At 71.7% G+C, this 19647-nt stretch carries 12 protein-coding genes; 8 read left to right on the forward strand and 4 right to left on the reverse strand.

Annotation, left to right across the window (positions count from 1 at the left end):
• Window positions 1-372 precede the first annotated feature (372 nt).
• On the forward strand, window positions 373-2802 hold the full coding sequence (locus IOD16_RS09360; protein WP_201439709.1) for a tetratricopeptide repeat protein: 2430 nt from the start codon (window positions 373-375) through the stop codon (window positions 2800-2802).
• Window positions 2803-2932: 130 nt separating this feature from the next.
• Here IOD16_RS09360 and yjfF read toward each other — a convergent pair whose 3' ends face one another.
• From yjfF to IOD16_RS09380, 4 genes are all read right to left on the reverse strand, one after another.
• Window positions 2933-3883 (reverse strand): galactofuranose ABC transporter, permease protein YjfF, encoded by a 951-nt coding sequence (gene yjfF / locus IOD16_RS09365; RefSeq protein WP_236595139.1) that lies wholly within the window; start codon window positions 3881-3883, stop codon window positions 2933-2935.
• Between the two features lie 68 nt (window positions 3884-3951).
• Window positions 3952-4929 carry an ABC transporter permease gene (locus IOD16_RS09370; protein ID WP_201439710.1) on the reverse strand — a complete coding sequence of 326 codons (978 nt, stop codon included), beginning with the start codon at window positions 4927-4929 and terminating at the stop codon, window positions 3952-3954.
• Window positions 4926-6437: a sugar ABC transporter ATP-binding protein gene (locus IOD16_RS09375; RefSeq protein ID WP_201441275.1), complete on the reverse strand. Its 1512-nt coding sequence runs from the start codon at window positions 6435-6437 to the stop codon at window positions 4926-4928. The genes IOD16_RS09370 and IOD16_RS09375 overlap by 4 nt, the downstream gene beginning before the upstream one ends.
• Before the next feature lie 141 nt (window positions 6438-6578).
• Complete coding sequence (locus IOD16_RS09380) at window positions 6579-7562, reverse strand: ABC transporter substrate-binding protein (RefSeq protein WP_123742622.1); 984 nt, start codon at window positions 7560-7562, stop codon at window positions 6579-6581.
• Window positions 7563-7816: 254 nt separating this feature from the next.
• Between IOD16_RS09380 and IOD16_RS09385 the strand changes: the two genes are divergently transcribed.
• The 7 genes from IOD16_RS09385 (at window position 7817) to araA (ending at window position 19587) form a co-directional block, all read left to right on the forward strand.
• Window positions 7817-10021: an immunoglobulin-like domain-containing protein gene (locus IOD16_RS09385; RefSeq protein ID WP_201439711.1), complete on the forward strand. Its 2205-nt coding sequence runs from the start codon at window positions 7817-7819 to the stop codon at window positions 10019-10021.
• A gap of 64 nt (window positions 10022-10085) precedes the next feature.
• On the forward strand, window positions 10086-12563 hold the full coding sequence (locus tag IOD16_RS09390) for an alpha-L-arabinofuranosidase C-terminal domain-containing protein (protein ID WP_201439712.1): 2478 nt from the start codon (window positions 10086-10088) through the stop codon (window positions 12561-12563).
• A 32-nt stretch (window positions 12564-12595) separates the two neighbouring features.
• A complete protein-coding gene (locus IOD16_RS09395; protein WP_236594851.1) occupies window positions 12596-14062 on the forward strand; it encodes a family 43 glycosylhydrolase in 1467 nt (488 codons plus the stop codon).
• A gap of 158 nt (window positions 14063-14220) precedes the next feature.
• Window positions 14221-15207, forward strand: coding sequence for a LacI family DNA-binding transcriptional regulator (locus IOD16_RS09400; protein WP_123742618.1), 987 nt, complete (start codon window positions 14221-14223; stop codon window positions 15205-15207).
• 515 nt (window positions 15208-15722) lie between these two features.
• Window positions 15723-17402, forward strand: a complete 1680-nt coding sequence (gene araB / locus IOD16_RS09405; protein WP_123742617.1) for a ribulokinase — start codon at window positions 15723-15725, stop codon at window positions 17400-17402.
• Window positions 17399-18058 (forward strand): L-ribulose-5-phosphate 4-epimerase, encoded by a 660-nt coding sequence (locus tag IOD16_RS09410; protein ID WP_123742616.1) that lies wholly within the window; start codon window positions 17399-17401, stop codon window positions 18056-18058. Before araB ends, IOD16_RS09410 begins: the two co-directional genes overlap by 4 nt.
• Window positions 18059-18078: 20 nt before the next feature.
• On the forward strand, window positions 18079-19587 hold the full coding sequence (araA, locus tag IOD16_RS09415) for an L-arabinose isomerase (protein ID WP_123742615.1): 1509 nt from the start codon (window positions 18079-18081) through the stop codon (window positions 19585-19587).
• Window positions 19588-19647 lie beyond the last annotated feature (60 nt).

Genomic DNA, 19647 nt, shown 5'->3' on the forward strand with positions numbered 1-19647 from the left:
ACGGTCAGACGCCCGAGTAGGCCATCCGCACCAACCCGGCGACGCGCCATCACCCCGACATCGCGGAAGCCTCGTCCGGTGCCGGGCGGCCTTCGGTCGCGATCGGTCGGGCGGTCGGGTGTCGGGTTCGGCAGGGCGTCGGAACCCGGCAGGGCGTCGGAACCCGGCAGGGCGTCGGAACCCGGCAGGGCGTCGGGAGTCGGCTGGATGTGGCGAGCGGCCGGGCCGCGGCGCGATCGGGCCGTTCCCCCTTCCGCTCGACCACCCCGGGAGCGGGCACCGCCGCGCTCGTCGGCGTCGGTCGCAGGTCGCCGGCACCCCGTTCCGGGCCGTTGCGGGGATCTAGACTGGTGATCACCTGGGGAGGTGGCGGTGAGCGACCCGAAAGCGGCGTTCGCGCAGGCGCTGGCGCGGCTGCGGGAACGGCTGCCCGACCTGTCCGACGAGGCGCTGGCGCGGCGCGCGAGCGCGGTCGTGCTGCCGTCCGGTCGACGGGTCGCGGTGAACGCCCGGCGCTTGGGCGAGTGGGTCGGCGGCCAGTCCGTGCCCCGCGACTTCGACGGCGTGCTGGCGGTCGCCCTCGCGACCGGCGGCGTGCCGAAGCTCAACGACCTGCGCGAGCTGTGGCGTGCCGCGCACCAGGACCGCCGCGCCACCCCGAAGTCGGGCCGCGTGGTCGTGGGCCGTCCGCCCAGCGACGCGGCGGCGTTGCGCGACCGCGCCGAGCTGGCCGACGCGATCGACGCCGCGTCACGGGAGCGGGACGTCCGCCAGGTCCTCCTCACCGGCCCCGGCGGCGTCGGCAAGTCGCAGCTGGCGACCGCCGCGTTCCACCGCGCCCGCGCCGACGTGCTCGTCTGGGTCGGCGCCCGGACCAGGCAGTCCGTGCTCACCGGCTACGCGCGCGCCTGGCGCGCGCTGAAGTCCGCCGCCGGCACCGACGACGAGGCGCAGGCCGACCTGTTCCTCGCCTGGCTGCGGTCCACCGACACGTCGTGGCTGGTGGTGCTCGACGACGTGGACGACCCGGCGGAACTGGCCGGGCTGTGGCCCACCGGCGACGCGGGCCGCAGCCTGGTCACCACGCAGCGACGCGACGCGTCGCTCCTCCGCCCCGACTCGCGGGTGATCGGCGTCGGCATGTTCGACCCGGAGGAGGCCACCGCCTACCTCTCGGCCCGCCTCGCCGTCGACCCGCGGCACGACCCGGACCAGCTGGCCGTCCTCGCCGACGCCCTCGGCTGCTTCCCCCTCGCGCTCTCGCAGGCCGCCGCGTTCCTCATCGACAGCGGCACCGACGTGCCCGCCTACCTGGACCTGCTGGCCGACCGGCGGCACCGCGTCGCCGACCTGTTCCCGCCGACCTCGCCCGCCGACGAGCACCACGACACCGTCGCGGGCTCCGTCCGGCTGGCGGTGGAACGGGCGGAGTCCCTGGCCGCCGGCGCGGTCGACCTGCTCGGCCTGGTCTCGGTCCTCGCGCCGGACGGCATCCCCGAAGCCGTGCTGCTCGACGGCGGCCGGGGCCTGCCCGCGCTGCGCGCGTTGCACCGGCTCAACCTCGTCACCCACCAGGACCGCCGGGTCGAGGCGCACGCGCTCGTCCAGCGCACCGCGCGCGACCTGGTCGGTGACCTGGCGCCGGTCGCCGTGACGGCGGCCGACGCGATCGAGCGCGCGTGGTCCACCGCCGACCCCGACACCGCCGCCGCGCTGTTCCGCAACGCCGAGGTCCTGCGCTCCGTCGCGGGGGAGCACCTGTGGGGCGGCGGCATGCACCCCGTCCTGCGCCGGCTCGGCCGGCACCTCGCCGAGATCGGCAGGCCCGCCGCGGCGCGCGACGTCGCGGCCGACCTCCTGGCGCACGCCACCGACCCGCGTGACGTCGTGGCCCTGCGCACCCAGGTGGCGAAGGCGATCGGCGACCTGGGCGACCCGGCGACCGCCCTGGCGCACTTCGCCGAGATCCGCGCCACCGCCGAGCGCGACCTCGGCCCCACCGACGAGGACGCCCTGTGGGCCCGCTTCCACCAGGCCACCTACCGCCTGGAGACGGGCCTCATCGAGACCGCGCTGGCCGAGCTGACGTCCCTGGTCGAGTCCTGCGACCTGCCCGCCGCCCACCCGCTCGTGGTGGCCGCCGAGGACGACCGCGCGCTGTGCCTGGGGCTGTCGGGCGACCTCGTCGGCGCGCGTGACGCGTCGGACGCGCTCGTCACCGTGCTGCGGGAGGAGCTGGGCCCGAGGCACAAGCAGACGTTGCGCGTGATGCTCGGCCTGGGCCGGTGGATCGGCGAGACCGGCGACGCCCGGCTCGCCGTGGACACCTACCAGGAAGCCGTCGACGGCCTGGAGGCGGTGGCCGGGCGCGCCCACCACGACACGTTCATCGCCCGGCACAACCTCGCCTACTGGCGGGCCGTGGCGGGCGACCTGCCGCGGGCGATCACCGAGTTCGACCTCGCCGCCGCCGACGCCGAACGCGCCCTGGGCGACGGCCACCCGACCACCCTCACCTACCGGTCGAACCTGGTGTTCTGGCAGGGGATGGCCGGCGACCCCGGCGCGCTGGACCACCTGACCGCCCTGCGCGCCGCGGTGGAGCGGGTCTTCGGCCCCGACCACCCCCGTGCGCTGCGCATCCGCCAACAACGAGCCCACCTCCTGCACCGCGCCGGACGCCGCGACGAGGCGGTCGCCGAGCTGCGCGCCGTGCTGGCGGAGATGTCCGAGGTCCAGGGCGAGAACCACCCGCGCACCAGGGAGGCGGCCGACCTGCTGGCGGGCTGGGAAACACCCTGACCGCCCCGCCGCGAGGCCGCGCCCCCGACACCGCCGCCACCCCCGGCACCGCCGCCGCGAGGCCGGACAACGCGAAGACCCGCCGCCCGGACCGACCGGGCGACGGGTCTCGACATCGGAGCCGACGAACCTAGGTGCGCCGCACGATGATCCGCTGCAACGCGATGAAGGCCAGCAGCAGCGCGCCGATCACGATCTTCGTCCACCAGGACGACAGCGTGCCCTCGAACGAGATCAGCGTCTGGATCGTGCCCAGCACCAGCACGCCCACGACCGACCCGATCACGAACCCGACCCCGCCGGACAGCAGGCTGCCGCCGACGACGACCGCCGCGATCGCGTCCAGCTCCATGCCCACCGCGTGCAGGCTGTAGCCGGAGAGCATGTAGAGGCTGAACAGCAACCCGCCCAGCGCCGAGCAGAACCCGCTGATCACGTAGACGCCGATCTTCACCCGGGCGGTCGCCAGGCCCATCAGCCGGGCGGACGACTCACTGCCGCCCACCGCGTACACCGTGCGCCCGAACCGCGTCAGGTGCAGCACGTACAGCGCCGCGAGCACCGCCACCAGCGCGATCACCACGCCGTAGGTGATGGTCACCCCGCCCGGCAGCTCGATCGACCCCGTGGCCATCGCGCGGAACGTCGGGTCCTTGATCGACACCGACTCGACGCTGATCACGAAGCACAGCCCGCGCGCCAGGAACATGCCCGCCAACGTCACGATGAACGGCTGCACGCCGAACCGGTGGATCACCCAGCCCATCGCCAGCCCCAGCCCGGAACCGGCCGCGAGCACCGTGAGCACGACCAGCCACACCGGCCACCCGGCCTGCAACGACGACGCCGCGATCATCGTGGACAACGCCACCACCGACCCGACCGACAGGTCGATGCCGCCGGTGAGGATCACGAACGTCATCCCGACCGCGAGCACGATCAGGAACGCGTTGTCGATGAACAGGTTCGCCAGCACCTGCCCGGACGCGAACCCCTCGTACCGCACCGAACCGACGCCGAACGTCGCCACGAACACCACGAACGTCGCGATCACCGGCAGGAACCGCTTGGGCACGCTCACGCGCCCACGGGACCGACCCGGCGCGCCCGGCGCGACGACCTCCGGCTCCACGACCACTGTCTGCTGCTTCACGCGGGCACCCCTTGCTTCCCACGAACCCCACGAACCCGAATCCGGACCGGCGCCTGCAACAGGCACACCGCGATCACCACGATCGCCTTGAAGACCAGCGTGATCTCCGGCGCGATGCCGATCGTGTAGACCGTCGTGGTCAACGTCTGGATGATCAACGCGCCGAGCAGCGTGCCGGTCAACGAGTACCGGCCGCCCGCCAGCGACGTGCCGCCGATGACGACGGCCAGGATCGCGTCCATCTCGATCCACAGGCCGGCGTTGTTGGCGTCCGCCGCGCTCACGTTCGAGCTGATCATCAACCCGGCCACGGCCGCGCACAGGGCCGCGAACACGTACACCGTCCAGATGATCGTGCGCGCCCGCACGCCGGCCAGCCGCGACGCCGACGGGTTGACCCCGACCGACTCGATCAGCATCCCCAGCGCCGTGCGCCGCGTCACCAGCGCGACCAGGCCCAGCACCGCCAGGCTGATCAGGATCGCGATCGGCAGCACCACGAACCCCGCGCCCACCTCCCGGAAGGTCGGCGAGTCCACCGTGACGATCTGCCCCTCGGTGATCAGCATCGCGATGCCGCGTCCGGCCGTCATCAGCACGAGGGTGGCGATGATCGGCTGGATGCCCAGCACCGACACCAGGAACCCGTTCCACAGGCCCAGCACGCCGCACAGCAGGAGCGCCAGGCCCATGCCGATCCACGCGTCACCGCCCGAGGCGATGTAGGTGCAGGTCACCGCGCCGGCGATGGCCGCGACCGCGCCCACCGACAGGTCGATGCCCCGGGTCGCGATCACCAGCGTCATGCCCAGCGCGATCAGCAGCGTCGGCGCGCCGTTGCGCAGGATGTCGATCAGGCTGCCGTAGAGGTGGCCGTCCTGCAGCCGCAGCGAGAAGAACGACGGCGTCACCACCACGTTCAGCACCAGCAGCGCGACCAGCGCGAGCACCGGCCACAGCAGTCGGTTCTTCACGACACCACCGCCTTCCGCACGTCCTTGTCCACGCCGTGGTCGCCGCCGCCCGCGATGAGCGCCATCACGTCGTCCACGCCCACGTCGCCGTCCAGCTCGGCCACCTTGTGCCGGTCGCGCATCACCACGACGCGGTCGGACACGCGCACCACCTCCTCCAGCTCGGCGGAGATGAACAGCACGGCCATGCCCTCCGCGGCCAGGTCCGCGACGACCTTCTGGATCTGCGCCTTCGCGCCGACGTCGATGCCGCGCGTCGGCTCGTCCAGGATCAGCAGCTTCGGCTCGGTCACCAGCCAGCGGGCCAGCAGCACCTTCTGCTGGTTGCCGCCGGACAGGTTGCCGACCGCGCGGTCGGGGTCGGCGGGCCGGATGTCCAGCAGCTCGATGTACTTCGCGACCAGCTCGTCGGCCAGCTTGCGCGGCACGGGCCTGGCCCAGCCGCGCGCGGCCTGCATCGCCAGGATCAGGTTGTCCCGCACGCTCAGGTCGGCCACGATGCCCTCGGCCTTGCGGTCCTCCGACGAGAACGCGATGCCGACCTCGATCGCCGCCCTCGGCCCGGTCAGCCGCAGCGGCTTGCCGTTCACCAGCACCTGGCCCGAGTCGGCCTTGTCGGCGCCGAACAGCAGCCGCGCCACCTCGGTGCGGCCCGAGCCGAGCAGCCCGGCCAGCCCGACCACCTCGCCCGACCTGACCTCCAGGTCGAACGGCGCGACGGAGCCCTTGCGCCCCACGCCCTCCGCGACCAGGAACGCCTGGCCCGGCTTGCCGGAGCGGCGCTCGATCTCCTCCAGCACGCCCATCTCGCGGCCCAGCATCGCGGACACCAGGTCGATCCGGCTCAGCGACGCGGTCATGTGCTCGCCGACCAGGCGGCCGTTGCGCAGCACCGTCATCCGGTCGGAGATCTCGTAGACCTGCTCCAGGAAGTGCGTCACGAACAGCACCGCGACGCCCTCGTCGCGCAGCACCCGGATGATCCGGAACAGCTCCGCGACCTCGTCGGAGTCCAGGCTCGACGTCGGCTCGTCCAGCACGAGCACCCGCGCGTCCACCGCGACGGCCCGCGCGATGGCGACGAGCTGCTGCACGGCGATCGGGTGGCTCTCCAGCACCGAGCCCGGGTCGATGTGCAGCCCGATGCGCGCGAGCAGCTCGGCGGCGCGGGCGCGCATCGCCCGGCCGTCGATGCGGCCGAACTTGCGCGGCTCACGCCCGAGCAGGATGTTCTCCGCCACGGTGAGGTTCCCGCACAGGTTGACCTCTTGGTACACGGTGCTGATCCCGGCGGCCTGCGCCTGCGCGGGACCGTGGAACGAGACGGACCGGCCCGCGTAGTGGATCTCGCCCGCCGCGAGCGGGTGCACGCCCGTCAGCGCCTTGATGAGCGTCGACTTGCCCGCTCCGTTCTCGCCCATCAGCGCGTGGACCTCGCCGGGGAACAGCCGGAAATCCACCTCTTGCAGGGCTTTCACTCCGGGGAACTCCACCGAGATGCCCCGCATGTCGACGACCGGCTCGGTCACCGGACAACTCCCCTCACGCGACCCTCACCACAAGAACCTCACGACAAGACCCTCACACGAAAACGACGGGAGCGGCCCCCGCCACCACACCCGGAGGGTGGCGGGGGCCGCGGCTCGGGATCAGTACTTGCGGTTGGGGAGCTCGGTCTTCGCCTGCTCGACGGTGAACGTGCCCTCCTCGGTCACGACCCGCGGCGGCACCTCCTCGCCCGCGACGACCTTCTTCGCCAGCTCCATCAGCTGCTTGCCGAGCAGCGGGTTGCACTCGACGATGAAGTTGATCTCACCGGCGGCCAGCGCGGTCATGCCGTCCTTCACCGCGTCCACGGTGATGATCTTGATGTCCTTGCCGGGCACCTTGCCCGCGGCCTTGATCGCCTCGATGGCGCCCAGGCCCATGTCGTCGTTGTGCGCGTAGACCACGTCGATCTGCGGCACCGACTTCAGGAACGCCTCCATGACCTGCTTGCCGCCCGACCGCGTGAAGTCACCGGTCTGCGTGGCCACGATCTTCAGGTCGGTGCCCGCGATGGCGTCCTCGAAGCCCTTCTTGCGGTCGATCGCCGGCGCCGCGCCCGTGGTGCCCTGGAGCTCGACGACGTTCTTCGCGCCCGCCGCGTTGGTCTTCAGCCACTCGCCGGCCTTCTTGCCCTCTTCCACGAAGTCGGAGCCGAGGAACGTCTTGTACAGCGACGTGTCGTCGGAGTCGACCGCGCGGTCGGTCAGGATCACCGGGATGTTCGCGCGCTTGGCCTCGAGCAGCACGGCGTCCCAGCCGGTCTCCACCACCGGGCTGAAGGCGATGACGTCCACCTTCTGCTGGATGTAGGACCGGATCGCCTTGATCTGGTTCTCCTGCTTCTGCTGCGCGTCGGAGAACTTGAGGTCGATCCCGGCGGCCGCGGCCTCTTCCTGGACCGACTTGGTGTTCGCGGTGCGCCAGCCGCTCTCGGCGCCCACCTGGGCGAAGCCCATGGTGATCTTGCCGTCGTCGTTGCCCTTGGGGGCGCCCGTCGACCCCGCGTCCCCGGACCCACCGGATCCGCACGCGGTCAACGCGGCCAACAGGACCGCGGCGGCGGCGGTCGTGATCTTCTTCAACACTGGTCTTCCTCCGTGTGAACCCGAGACACTGACGGGAACGGCGAACCGCGTGACGGTGGTCACCTGGGGCACAAGAGTGAACGCTCACAATCGGCCAGTCAACCCCCCGGAAACGTCAACTTCGCATCCTTGACACGTTTGTTAGGCCGGTCGTATGTTAGCGCTCACTTTTGTGACTCAACACACCTCGACTCCCGGATGCCCTGTTCATCCGCGGCTTCGCGCCGCGCGCAAGACGAGAGCGACGCCCTCACATGGTCACCCTTCGTCATCGTCCACGCACCCTGGTCGCGACTCTCGTCGCGGCGGTGGTCGCGGCGGCTCTGAGCGCCCCGCCGGCATCCGCGGCCGACGGGCTCGTGCTGCACTACCCCCTCACCGAAACCGACGGGGCCGTCGTGGCCGACACCTCGGGCGGAGGTCGCAACGCAACCGTTATCGGCGACGCCACCCCGGGCGGTGCTGAAGGCCTTCAGCTGGGCGGCGTGGACGGCCACGTGAAATTGCCCGACGACGTGCTGAGGGGCTTGGTCGAAGTCAGCGTCTCGCTCCAGGTGCGCATCGCGCCCGACCAGGCGACGCCCTATTTCGTGTACGGCCTCGGCAACTCCTCGGGCACCACCGGTAACGGCTACCTGTTCACCACCGGGAACGCCTACCGCTCGTCGATCGCCACCGGGAACTGGTCGACGGAGCAGACCGCGACGGCCGGCCGCGATCTCGCCAGGGGTGTGTGGAAAACGCTTACTTACACGCTCGGCGGCGGCACCGCCGTGCTGTACGAGGACGGTGTCGAGGTCGCCCGCAAGACCGGCGTCACGATCACCCCGGCGATGATCGGCGGCGGCACGACGACCGCCAACTACATCGGCCGCTCCGTCTACAGCGGCGACCGCCGCCTCAAGGGCGCGGTCCGCGACTTCCGCCTCTACGACCGCGCCCTCACCGCGGCCGAGGCGCACGACCTCGGCTTCATCGCCGACGACGAGAAGGGCCGCCGCGACCTGGCCGCGATCGACCTCGGCGACACCTCCGCCGTCACCGCGAACCTGACCCTGCCGACCACCGGCCCCTACGGCTCCGCCATCACCTGGCGCTCCGGCGACCCGGCGGTCGTGTCCGCCGACGGCGTCGTCACCCGGCCCGCGCCCGGCCGCCCGGCCGCGACCGTGACGCTCACCGCGACCGCGTCCGGGCAGACCCGGGACTTCCGGGTCACCGTGCGCCCGGGGCTGACCGACGACGAGAAGGTCGCCGAGGCCGATGCCGCGCTGGTGGTGTGGGACGAGGACGACATCCGGGGCAACATCACCCTGCCCACGACCGGCCTGCACGGCACCGCGATCACCTGGAAGAGCAACAAGCCCGGGACCATCACGCCCACCGGCGAGGTCACCCGGCCCGCGTTCGGCGACAAGCCGGTGAAGGTGCAGCTCACCGCCGAGATCCGGGCGGGCCGGGAGACGACCCGCAAGAAGTTCAAGGTCACCGTCACGCCCCTGCCGCGGCGGCAGGACTACGAGGGCTACCTGTTCGGCTACTTCACCGGCGAGGGCTCGGCCACCGGCGAGCAGGTCCACTTCGCCGCCAGCCGGGGCAACGACGCGCTCAAGTGGGACGAGCTGAACAAGGGCAACCCCGTGCTGACGTCGTCGCTGGGCGACAAGGGCGTGCGCGACCCGTTCATCATCCGGTCGCCGGAGGGCGACAAGTTCTACCTCATCGCCACCGACCTGAAGATGCACGGCAACGGCAACTGGGACCTCGTGCAGCGCAAGGGCAGCCGGTACGTCGAGGTGTGGGAGTCGACCGACCTCGTCGACTGGGGCAAGCAGCGCCACGTGCCGGTCTCGCCGGAGACGGCGGGCAACACGTGGGCGCCCGAGGCGTACTACGACGAGTCGATCGGCGCCTACGTCGTGTTCTGGGCCTCGAAGCTCTACGCCGAGGACGACCCGGGGCACACCGGCAACACCTACAACAAGATGCTGTACGCGACCACGCGCGACTTCCGCACGTTCAGCGAGCCGCAGGTGTGGGTCGACCCGGGCTACTCCGTCATCGACTCGACCGTGATCAAGCACGGCGGCGAGTACTACCGGTTCACCAAGGACGAGCGGAACAACACGTCCACCACGCCGTGCAGCAAGTTCGTCCTGGCCGAGAAGTCGGCGCAGCTGCGCGACACGTCCTACGACTTCGTGGCCGACTGCATCGGCAAGGGCGCGATCAACCAGGGCGAGGGCCCGACGGTGTTCAAGTCCAACACCGAGGACCGCTGGTACCTGTTCATCGACGAGTTCGGCGGCCGCGGCTACGTGCCGTTCGAGACCACCGACCTCGCCACCGGGCGGTGGACCCCCGCCACCGGCTACGAGCTGCCCGGCAGGCCCCGGCACGGCACCGTGCTGCCGGTCACGAAGGCCGAGCTCGACCGCGTCCGCGCCGCCTTCCCCTGACCCGCCGCCACGACCCCGACCCGCCGCCACGACCCCTGACCCCGCACAGGAGCATGGAGCACGCATGTCCCGCGTCGTGATGGCCGCGGCTCTGACCGCGAGCCTGCTCGTCGCCGTGCCCGCCTCGGGCACGGCCGCCGACACCGACTACACCCTCGCCATCGATCCCACCGCCAAGGGCGCGACGATCGACGACACGATGTACGGCGTCTTCTTCGAGGACATCAACCGCGCCGCCGACGGCGGCCTGTACGCCGAGCTGGTGCAGAACAGGTCGTTCGAGTACAGCACCGCCGACAACGCCGCCTACACGCCGCTGACGGGGTGGGCGCCGACCGGCGGCACGCTCGACGTGGTGGACGACGACGCCCGGATGAACGAGCGCAACCGCAACTACCTGCGCCTCGGCCTGCCCGCCGGCGTGATCAACTCGGGCTACAACTCGGGCCTCGCGGTGGAGAAGGGCAAGCGCTACGACTTCTCCGCCTGGGCCCGCTCGGACCAGCCCGCCGGCACGCCGGTGCACGTCGGCCTGACCGACCCGGCGGGCAAGGACCTCGCGCCGCCGGTGGAGGTCCGGGTCAAGGGCGACGGCTGGACCAAGTACACCGGCACGTTCGCCGCGCGCGAGTCGTCCACGACCGGTCGGCTGCTGCTCGACGCGGGAGGGACGGGCACGCTCCGGCTGGACATGGTCTCCCTGTTCCCGCAGGACACCTTCAAGGGCCACGGCCTGCGCAAGGACCTGGCGGAGAAGATCGCGGCGCTGGACCCGGGCTTCGTCCGCTTCCCCGGCGGGTGCCTGGTCAACACCGGCAGCCACCGCGGCTACGAGGCGCCGGACTTCGAGCGCCGCCGCTCCTTCCAGTGGAAGGACACCATCGGGCCGGTCGAGCAGCGCGCCACCAACTGGAACTTCTGGGGCTACAACCAGTCCTACGGTTTGGGCTACTACGAGTACTTCCAGTTCTCCGAGGACGTCGGCGCGATGCCGCTGCCCGTGGTGCCCGCCCTGGTCACCGGCTGCGGCCAGAACCGCGCCACCGACGACCCCGAGCTGTTGCGGCGGCACATCCAGGACACCCTGGACCTGATCGAGTTCGCGAACGGCCCCGCCGACTCCACCTGGGGTCGCAAGCGGGCCGAGATGGGCCACCCGGAGCCCTTCGGGCTCACCCACGTGGCCGTCGGCAACGAGGAGAACCTGGCCGACGAGTTCTTCAGCCGGTTCACCCGGTTCCGCGCCGCCATCGAGGCGAGGTACCCGGACATCACGGTCGTCGGCAACTCCGGGCCCGACGACACCGGCGCCAACTTCGACCGGCTGTGGCAGCTCAACCGCGACGCGGGCGTCGACCTGGTGGACGAGCACTACTACAACAGCCCCAGCTGGTTCCTGGAGAACAACGACCGCTACGACAGCTACGACCGCAACGGCCCCAAGGTGTTCCTGGGCGAGTACGCCTCGCAGGACAACCGGTACTTCAACGCCCTCGCCGAGGCCGCGTTCATGACCGGCCTGGAGCGCAACGCCGACGTGGTCAAGCTCGCCTCCTACGCGCCGCTGCTGTCGAACGAGGACTACGTGCAGTGGCGGCCGGACATGATCTGGTTCAACAACCACGCGTCGTGGGGCTCGACCTCCTACGAGGTGCAGAAGCTGTTCATGACCAACGTCGGCGACCACGTGGTCGAGAGCACCGCGTCCGGCACGCCGTGGAGCCCCACGCCGATCACCGGCGCCATCGGCCTCTCCTCCTGGGCCACCTCGGTGGCCTACGACGACGTGAAGGTCACCTCGGCGGACGGCCGTGAGCTGTTCGCCGACGACTTCTCCGTCGACGGCGGCTCCTGGACGGGCAACGGCGCCGGCAACTGGGGCGTGGTGGACGGGCGGTTCGTGCAGTCCGACACCGCGGCGACCAACCCCCTGATGACGGCGGGCGACCCGACGTGGAGCGACTTCACGTTCAGCGTGAAGGCCACCAAGCTGTCCGGCAGCGAGGGCTTCCTGATCCCGTTCGCGGTCAACGGCACGGGCAACCCGTTCTGGTGGAACCTCGGCGGCTGGAACAACACCCGCTCCGCGGTGGACGGCGGCAACTCCTCGCGCGTGTTCCACGCCGACGACACCAGGATCGAGACCGGTCGGACCTACGACCTGCGCGTCGAGGTGCGCGACCGGACCGTGCGGCTCTTCGTCGACGGGCGGCTGTGGGCCTCGTTCACCGACGAGGCGAACAAGAACCCGGAGCCGTTCCGCCAGGTGGTCACCCGCGACGAGGCGACCGGCGAGCTGATCGTCAAGGTCGTCAACGCGCAGTCGAACGCCGCCCGCACGAAGATCGACCTGGGCAGGGGCGCCTGGGTGGTGCCGACCGCGAGTGCCACCGTGCTGGAGGGCCTGCCCGACGACGTCAACACCGAGTTCACCCAGCCGGTCAAGGCGAGGCAGACGCAGGTGCGGGTGTCGAGCTCGTTCACCCACACGTTCCCGCCGAACTCGGTCACGTTCCTGCGCATCAAGGACCGCCGTCGATGACCACGCCCAGCACCTCCGCGATTGGAGCTCCCGTGTCCCTGGACCGCAGAAGCCTGTTCCGCGCCGGCGGCGCGCTGGCCGTGGCGGGCGGCCTGACCGCCTCCGCGTCGGCCGTCTCCGCGCAGGGGGAGCCCGAGGCCGCGGCCGCCGCCCCCGGCGGGCTGCCCACCCGCAACCCCCTGGTCGAGCAGCGCGCCGACCCGTTCATCACCCGGCCGGTGAACGGCATGTACTACCTCACCGGCTCGGTCCCCGAGTACGACCGGGTGGTGATCCGGGGCGCCGCCACCCTCGACGGGCTCGCGGACGCCCGCGAGCGCACCATCTGGCGGCGGCCGTCGTCCGGGAAGATGGGCGGCTACATCTGGGCGCCGGAGCTGCACCGCATCGACGGCAAGTGGTACGTCTACTTCGCCGCGGGCGACTCCGACGACCCGTTCCGCATCCGCACCTACGTGCTGGAGTCGGCCAAGGACGACCCGCGCGAGGGAGGCTGGGAGCTGAAGGGGCAGGTGGTCACCGCGTGGGAGACCTTCACCCTCGACGCGACCACGTTCGAGCACCGCGGCAAGCGGTACTTCCTGTGGGCGCAGCACGAACCGGGCATCGACACCAACACCAACCTCTACATCGCCGAGATGGCCTCGCCGCTCGCGCTGAAGACGACGCCGGTGCGCATCGCCACGCCCACGCTGGACTGGGAGGTGCAGGGCTTCCGGGTCAACGAGGGCGCGGCGGTGCTCATCCGCAACGGCCGGGTCTTCGTCACCTTCTCCGCCAGCGCCACCGACGCCCGCTACTGCATGGGGCTGCTCACCGCGGACGAGAACGCCGACCTGCTCGACGCGCGGTCGTGGACCAAGACGCCGACGCCGGTCTTCACCACCAACGACGCCACCCGGCAGTACGGCCCGGGGCACAACTCGTTCACCACGGTCGGGGACCGGGACGTGCTGGTCTACCACGCCCGCGACTACCGGGCGATCACCGGCGACCCGCTGTTCGACCCGAACCGGCACACCCGCGTGCAGGAGCTGCGCTGGAACGCCGACGGCACGCCCAGCTTCGGCGTGCCGGTCGGGAAGGGCGGGCCGGTGGTGCGGCTGTCGCCCGCCGACGCGCCGGCCCTGTTCGTGCGGCACTTCGAGTACAAGCTCCGGGTGGACGGCAACGTGCGCGACCTGGCCGACTCGCAGTTCCGGTTCGTGCCCGGCTTCCTCGGCGCGGGCACGGTGGCGGTGCAGTCGGTCAACTTCCCGGACCGCTACGCGCGGGTCGACGGCGGCGTGGTCCGGGTCGACCCGTTCGAGGACACCGACGCCTACGGCCGGGCCGCGTCGTTCGTGCGGGCGCCGGGCCTGACCGACCGTGACGGGGTGTCGTTGCGACTGGCGGCCGACCAGGACGCCTACCTCGCGCACGACACCGGGCGGTTGGCGGTGTCCAAGCCGGGCGGTGACCGACGCGCCCGGGAACGTGCGACATTCAGGGTGTCCTGACGCGTCCTGCGCAGGTAGGAGCGGTCCTTGGTGGACAATGTCCGGGAGTGCCTTCGCGGTCGACCGGGCGTGTTATCGCTAACATCGAGTTCGAAGGCTTGCATGTCGACAGGGGAGATGGGGCGCTAGTGGAGCACAGGACCTCGCGCGATCCCGCGATGACGGATGTCGCCCGACTCGCCGGGGTCTCGCACCAGACGGTGTCGAGGGTGCTGAACGGGCACCCCAACGTCCGGGAGCAGACCCGGCTGCGGGTGCGCGCGGCCATCGCGGAACTGGGCTACCGGCCCAACAAGGCGGCCCGCGCGCTGGTGACCGGCCGGTCGCAGCTGATCGGGGTGGTGGCGCAGAACTCGACGCTCTACGGCCCCGCGTCGCTGCTGGCCGCGTTCGAGGCGGCGGCGGCCGAGGCGGGGTTCGCGGTGAGCGTGGGCCGGGTCAACGTGCTCGACCGCAACTCCATCTCCGACGCCGTGGAACGCCACCGCGACCAGCGGGTCGCCGGGATAGTGGTCATCGCGCCGACCGCGTCGGCCAACGACGCCGTCGGCGACGTGTCCGCCGGCATCCCGCTGGTCACGGTGGACGGCGACCCGGAGCGCTCCACGCCGCTGGTCACGGTCGACCAGGCGGCGGGCGCGTTCGCGGCGACCACCCACCTGCTGGAGGCGGGCCACCGCACGGTGTGGCACGTCTCGGGGCCGTCGGACTGGTTCGACAGCCTCGGCCGCATAAGGGGTTGGCGGTCGGCGCTGGAGACGGCGGGCCTGGAGGTGCCGCCGGTCGTGCCGGCGGACTGGAGCGCGGCCTCGGGCTACCGGGCGGGCCAGATGCTCGCCCGGATGCCGGAGGTGACCGCGATCTTCGCGGCGAACGACCACCTGGCGCTCGGCATCCTGCGGGCCATGAGCGAGCGCGGTCGCCGGGTGCCGCACGACGTGAGCATCGTCGGGTTCGACGACGTGCCGGAGGCGGCCTACTTCATCCCGCCGCTGACGACCATCCGGCCGGACTTCCACGCCGTCGCCAAGGAGACGCTGGAGCTGCTGCTGGCGCAGGTGGCCGACGGGGAGGTGGGCGCGCCGCAGCGCAACGTCCCGCCGGCCCTGGTGAAGCGGGACAGCGTCGCGCCACCCGTGCAGTGACCCCGGGGTGGCGGCACAGCGTCGTGCCGCCCTCGCGGTGGGGCCGGGGGTCGCGTGACCCGGACGGGCGTGCGGCCTGCCGCACGCACACCGCCCGTCGCACGGGTTCTGGTCGGCGCGGTGCCGTCGAGCGCCGGGTCGTGTGCGGCGCGGGTCCTGGGTAGCTGCGTCACGGGCGCGGTGAGGCGAGGCGGGGTGTCGCAGAGCACGGTGTCGTGGGGCACAGCGGTGCCGGTCGTGGGGCGGGCCGGCGGGCCGGATACGGTTCCGCGACCCTCGCGGTGGGTCGGGCCGGGCGCCGTCCGGCGCGACCGGGGCCGGTCCCGCAACTTTTTCGTCCGGTCTTCCGCGCATCTGCGGGTCCGCGCCAGGCCCGAACCCGCCTAGGCTGGGGTGCGACGGCAGCAGCGCCGCACCCCGCTGAACACCGGGTTTTGTGCACGCTCACCAAACCGTTAAGACCACGTTGCGGGCAGGTCTTGACGTCACGAATGTTAGCGATAACACTGCCCATCATGGCGAGCGATCCATTGGTGGTGGGTGTCGACTTCGGCACGTTGTCCGGCCGCGCGGTGGTCGTGCGGGTGCGCGACGGCCTCGAACTCGGCACCGCGGTGCACGACTACCGGCACGGCGTGCTGGACCGCGCCCTGCCCGACGGGCGCCCGTTGCCCCCCGACTGGGCGTTGCAGGTGCCCCAGGACTACGTGGACGTGCTGCGGCACGCGGTGCCCGCGGCCATCGTCGACGCCGGGGTCGACCCGGCCGACGTGATCGGCATCGGCACGGACTTCACCGCGTGCACGATGGTCCCGGTCAAGGCCGACGGCACGCCGCTCAACGAGCTGCCCGAGTTCGCCGGCAACCCGCACGCGTACGTGAAGCTGTGGAAGCACCACGCGGCCCAGCCGCAGGCGGACCGGATCAACCACCTGGCCGCGCAGCGCGGCGAGGGCTGGCTGCCCCGCTACGGCGGCCTGATCTCCTCGGAGTGGGAGTTCGCCAAGGGCCTGCAGCTGCTCGAAGAGGCCCCCGAGGTCTACGCGGCGATGGACCACTGGGTCGAGGCCGCCGACTGGATCGTCTGGCAGCTCGCCGGCACCTACGTGCGCAACGCGTGCACGGCCGGTTACAAGGGCATCTACCAGGACGGCTACCCGTCCGCGGACTTCCTGTCCGCGCTCAACCCCGACTTCGCGACGTTCGTCTCCGACAAGCTGGAGCACCAGCTCGGCCAGCTCGGCGACCGGGCGGGCGGGCTCACCGAGCAGGCCGCCGAGTGGACCGGCCTCAAGCCCGGCATCGCGGTGGCCGTCGGCAACGTCGACGCGCACGTGACCGCGCCCGCCGCGCGGGCCGTCGAACCCGGCCAGATGGTCGCGATCATGGGCACCTCCACGTGCCACGTGATGAACGCCGACGTGCTGGCCGACGTGCCGGGCATGTGCGGCGTGGTGGACGGCGGGATCGTGCCCGGCCTCTGGGGCTACGAGTCCGGGCAGAGCGGCGTGGGCGACATCTTCGCCTGGTTCGTCGAGCACGGCGTGCCCGGGGAGTACCACGAGCAGGCGCGGGCGCGCGGCATCTCGGTGCACGAGCTGCTGACCGAGCTGGCCGCTCAGCAGCGCATCGGCGAGCACGGCCTGATCGCGCTGGACTGGCACAGCGGCAACCGCTCGGTGCTGGTGGACCACGAGCTGTCGGGCGTCATCGTCGGACAGACGCTGGCCACCCGCGCCGAGGACACCTACCGGGCGCTGCTGGAGGCCACCGCCTACGGCACGCGCGTGATCGTGGACTCCTACACCGACGCGGGCATCCCGGTGACCGAGCTGGTCATCGCGGGCGGCCTGCTGCGCAACCCGCTGCTGATGCAGATCTACGCCGACGTGACGAACCTGCCGCTGTCGGTGATCGGCTCCGAGCAGGGGCCTGCGCTGGGCTCGGCGATGCACGCGGCCGTCGCGGCGAAGGCCTACGACGACATCCACGCCGCGGCCAAGGCGATGGGCTCGATCAAGCGCGGCGCGTACCTGCCGATCCCGGACAACGTCGAGGCCTACGAGCGGATGTTCGTGGAGTACCAGGAGCTGCACGACTACTTCGGCCGCGGCGCGAACGAGGTCATGCACCGGCTCAAGGCCCGGCGGCTGGCCACGAAGACGGACACGGCGAAGGGCGAGGTGGGAGCGTGACGGCGTCCGCCATCTCCGAGCTGCGCCGCACGGTCGCCGACCTGCACCGCGAGCTGACCCGCTACGAGCTGGTGATCTGGACCGCGGGCAACGTCTCGGCCCGCGTGCCCGGCCAGGACCTGATGGTCATCAAGCCGTCCGGCGTGTCCTACGACGAGCTGACCCCCGAGGCCATGGTCGTCACCGACCTGCACGGCAACCTGGTGGAGGGCGACCACTCGCCGTCGTCGGACACCGCCGCGCACGCCTACGTGTACCGGCACATGCCCGAGGTCGGGGGAGTGGTGCACACGCACTCCCCGTACGCCACGGCGTGGGCGGCGCGCGGCGAGCCGATCCCGTGCGTGCTCACGATGATCGCCGACGAGTTCGGCGGCGACGTCCCGGTGGGCCCGTTCGCGCTGATCGGCGACGACTCGATCGGCCGCGGCATCGTGGAGACGCTGAGCGGGAGCCGGTCGCCGGCCGTGCTGATGCGCAACCACGGCCCGTTCACCATCGGCAAGGACGCGCGTGCGGCGGTGAAGGCCGCGGTGATGGTGGAGGACGTGGCCCGCACCGTCCACTTCGCACACCAGCTCGGCACGCCGAAACCGATCGAGCAGCACCACATCGACAGCCTGTACGCCCGTTACCAGAACGTCTACGGGCAATGAGCCCACGAGGGGAGCCCCGCATGTCGCGTGCTGGGAAGCCGCAGGTCTGGTTCCTGACCGGGAGCCAGCACCTCTACGGCCCGGAAACGCTCGAGCAGGTCGCCCAGCAGTCGCAGCAGATCCAGCGGATGCTCACCGAGTCGGGCCGGATCGCCGCGGAGGTGGTGTGGCAGCCGGTGCTGACCGACACCGCCGCCATCCGCGACGTCATGCTCGCGGCGAACGCGGACCCGTCGTGCATCGGCGTGATCGCGTGGATGCACACCTTCTCGCCCGCGAAGATGTGGATCACCGGGCTGGACGCGCTGCGCAAGCCGCTGCTGCACCTGCACACGCAGCTCAACGAAGCCCTGCCGTGGTCGACCATCGACATGGACTTCATGAACCTCAACCAGGCCGCGCACGGCGACCGCGAGTTCGGGTTCATCCAGACCAGGCTCGGCGTGCCGCGCAAGACCGTGGCGGGCCACGCCAGCGACCCGGTGCTGGCCACCCGGATCGACGGCTGGGTGCGCGCCGCCACCGGCTACAGCCACCTGAACGGGATGAAGCTGGCCCGGTTCGGCGACAACATGCGCGGCGTCGCGGTGACCGAGGGCGACAAGGTGGAGGCCGAGCTGCGCTTCGGCGTCTCGGTGAACACCTACGGCGTGAACGACCTCGTCGAGCTGGTGGACGCGGTCGGCGAGGAGGAGATCGACCTCCTGGTCGCCGAGTACGCCGACACCTACCGGCTCGCGCCCGAGCTGCACAAGGGCGCCGAGCGGCACGACTCGCTGCGCTACGGCGCCCGCATCGAGGCCGGCCTGCGCCGCTTCCTCACCGAGGGCGGCTTCGGCGCGTTCACCACGAACTTCGAGGACCTGGGCGGGCTGCGGCAGCTGCCGGGCCTGGCCGTGCAGCGGCTGATGGCCGACGGCTACGGCTTCGGCGGCGAGGGCGACTGGAAGACCTCCGCCCTGCTGGCCGCGGTGAAGGCGATGGGCGCGGGCACGGGCCGCGGCACGTCCTTCATGGAGGACTACACCTACCACTTCGGGCCGGGCGAGCCGAAGATCCTCGGCGCGCACATGCTGGAGGTCTGCCCGACCATCGCGGCCGACCAGCCGTCGTGCGAGGTGCACGCGCTCGGCATCGGCGGCCGGGAGGACCCGGTGCGCCTGGTGTTCGACGCGGCCGCGGGCCCCGCCGTCGTGGTCGGCCTGGCCGACCTGGGCGAGCGGTTCCGGTTGGTGGCCAACGAGGTCGAGGTCGTGCCGCCGGACGAGCCGCTGCCGAACCTGCCGGTGGCGCGCGCGGTGTGGAAGCCCGCGCCGTCGCTGTCCACGTCGGCCGAGTCGTGGCTGACCGCCGGTGGACCGCACCACACCGTGATGACGCAGGCCGTGGGCTCGGATACGCTGCGCGACTTCGCGACCATGGTGAACACCGAACTGGTGGTCATCGACCAGGACACGACGACCGCGTCGTTCGGCGACCGCCTGCGCTGGAACCAGGCGTACTTCCGACTCGCGCAGGGAATGCGCTAGCCGGTCCCGGACCGGCCGGCCCCGAGCCGGCCGGCGCCGGGCCAAGCACCACATCTAGGG

It is taken from the genome of Saccharothrix sp. 6-C (assembly GCF_016695385.1).
In the GTDB taxonomy this organism is placed as follows: domain Bacteria; phylum Actinomycetota; class Actinomycetes; order Mycobacteriales; family Pseudonocardiaceae; genus Actinosynnema; species Actinosynnema texasense.

Bases quoted from the DNA above. Each gene is read 5' to 3' on its own strand.
- IOD16_RS09375 (WP_201441275.1), bottom strand. From the start codon at position 6,437: ATGCGGGGCATCTCGGTGGAGTTCCCCGGAGTGAAAGCCCTGCAAGAG.
- IOD16_RS09385 (WP_201439711.1), top strand. From the start codon at position 7,817: ATGGTCACCCTTCGTCATCGTCCACGCACCCTGGTCGCGACTCTCGTC.
- IOD16_RS09390 (WP_201439712.1), top strand. From the start codon at position 10,086: ATGTCCCGCGTCGTGATGGCCGCGGCTCTGACCGCGAGCCTGCTCGTC.
- IOD16_RS09400 (WP_123742618.1), top strand. From the start codon at position 14,221: ATGACGGATGTCGCCCGACTCGCCGGGGTCTCGCACCAGACGGTGTCG.
- araB (WP_123742617.1), top strand. From the start codon at position 15,723: ATGGCGAGCGATCCATTGGTGGTGGGTGTCGACTTCGGCACGTTGTCC.
- araA (WP_123742615.1), top strand. From the start codon at position 18,079: ATGTCGCGTGCTGGGAAGCCGCAGGTCTGGTTCCTGACCGGGAGCCAG.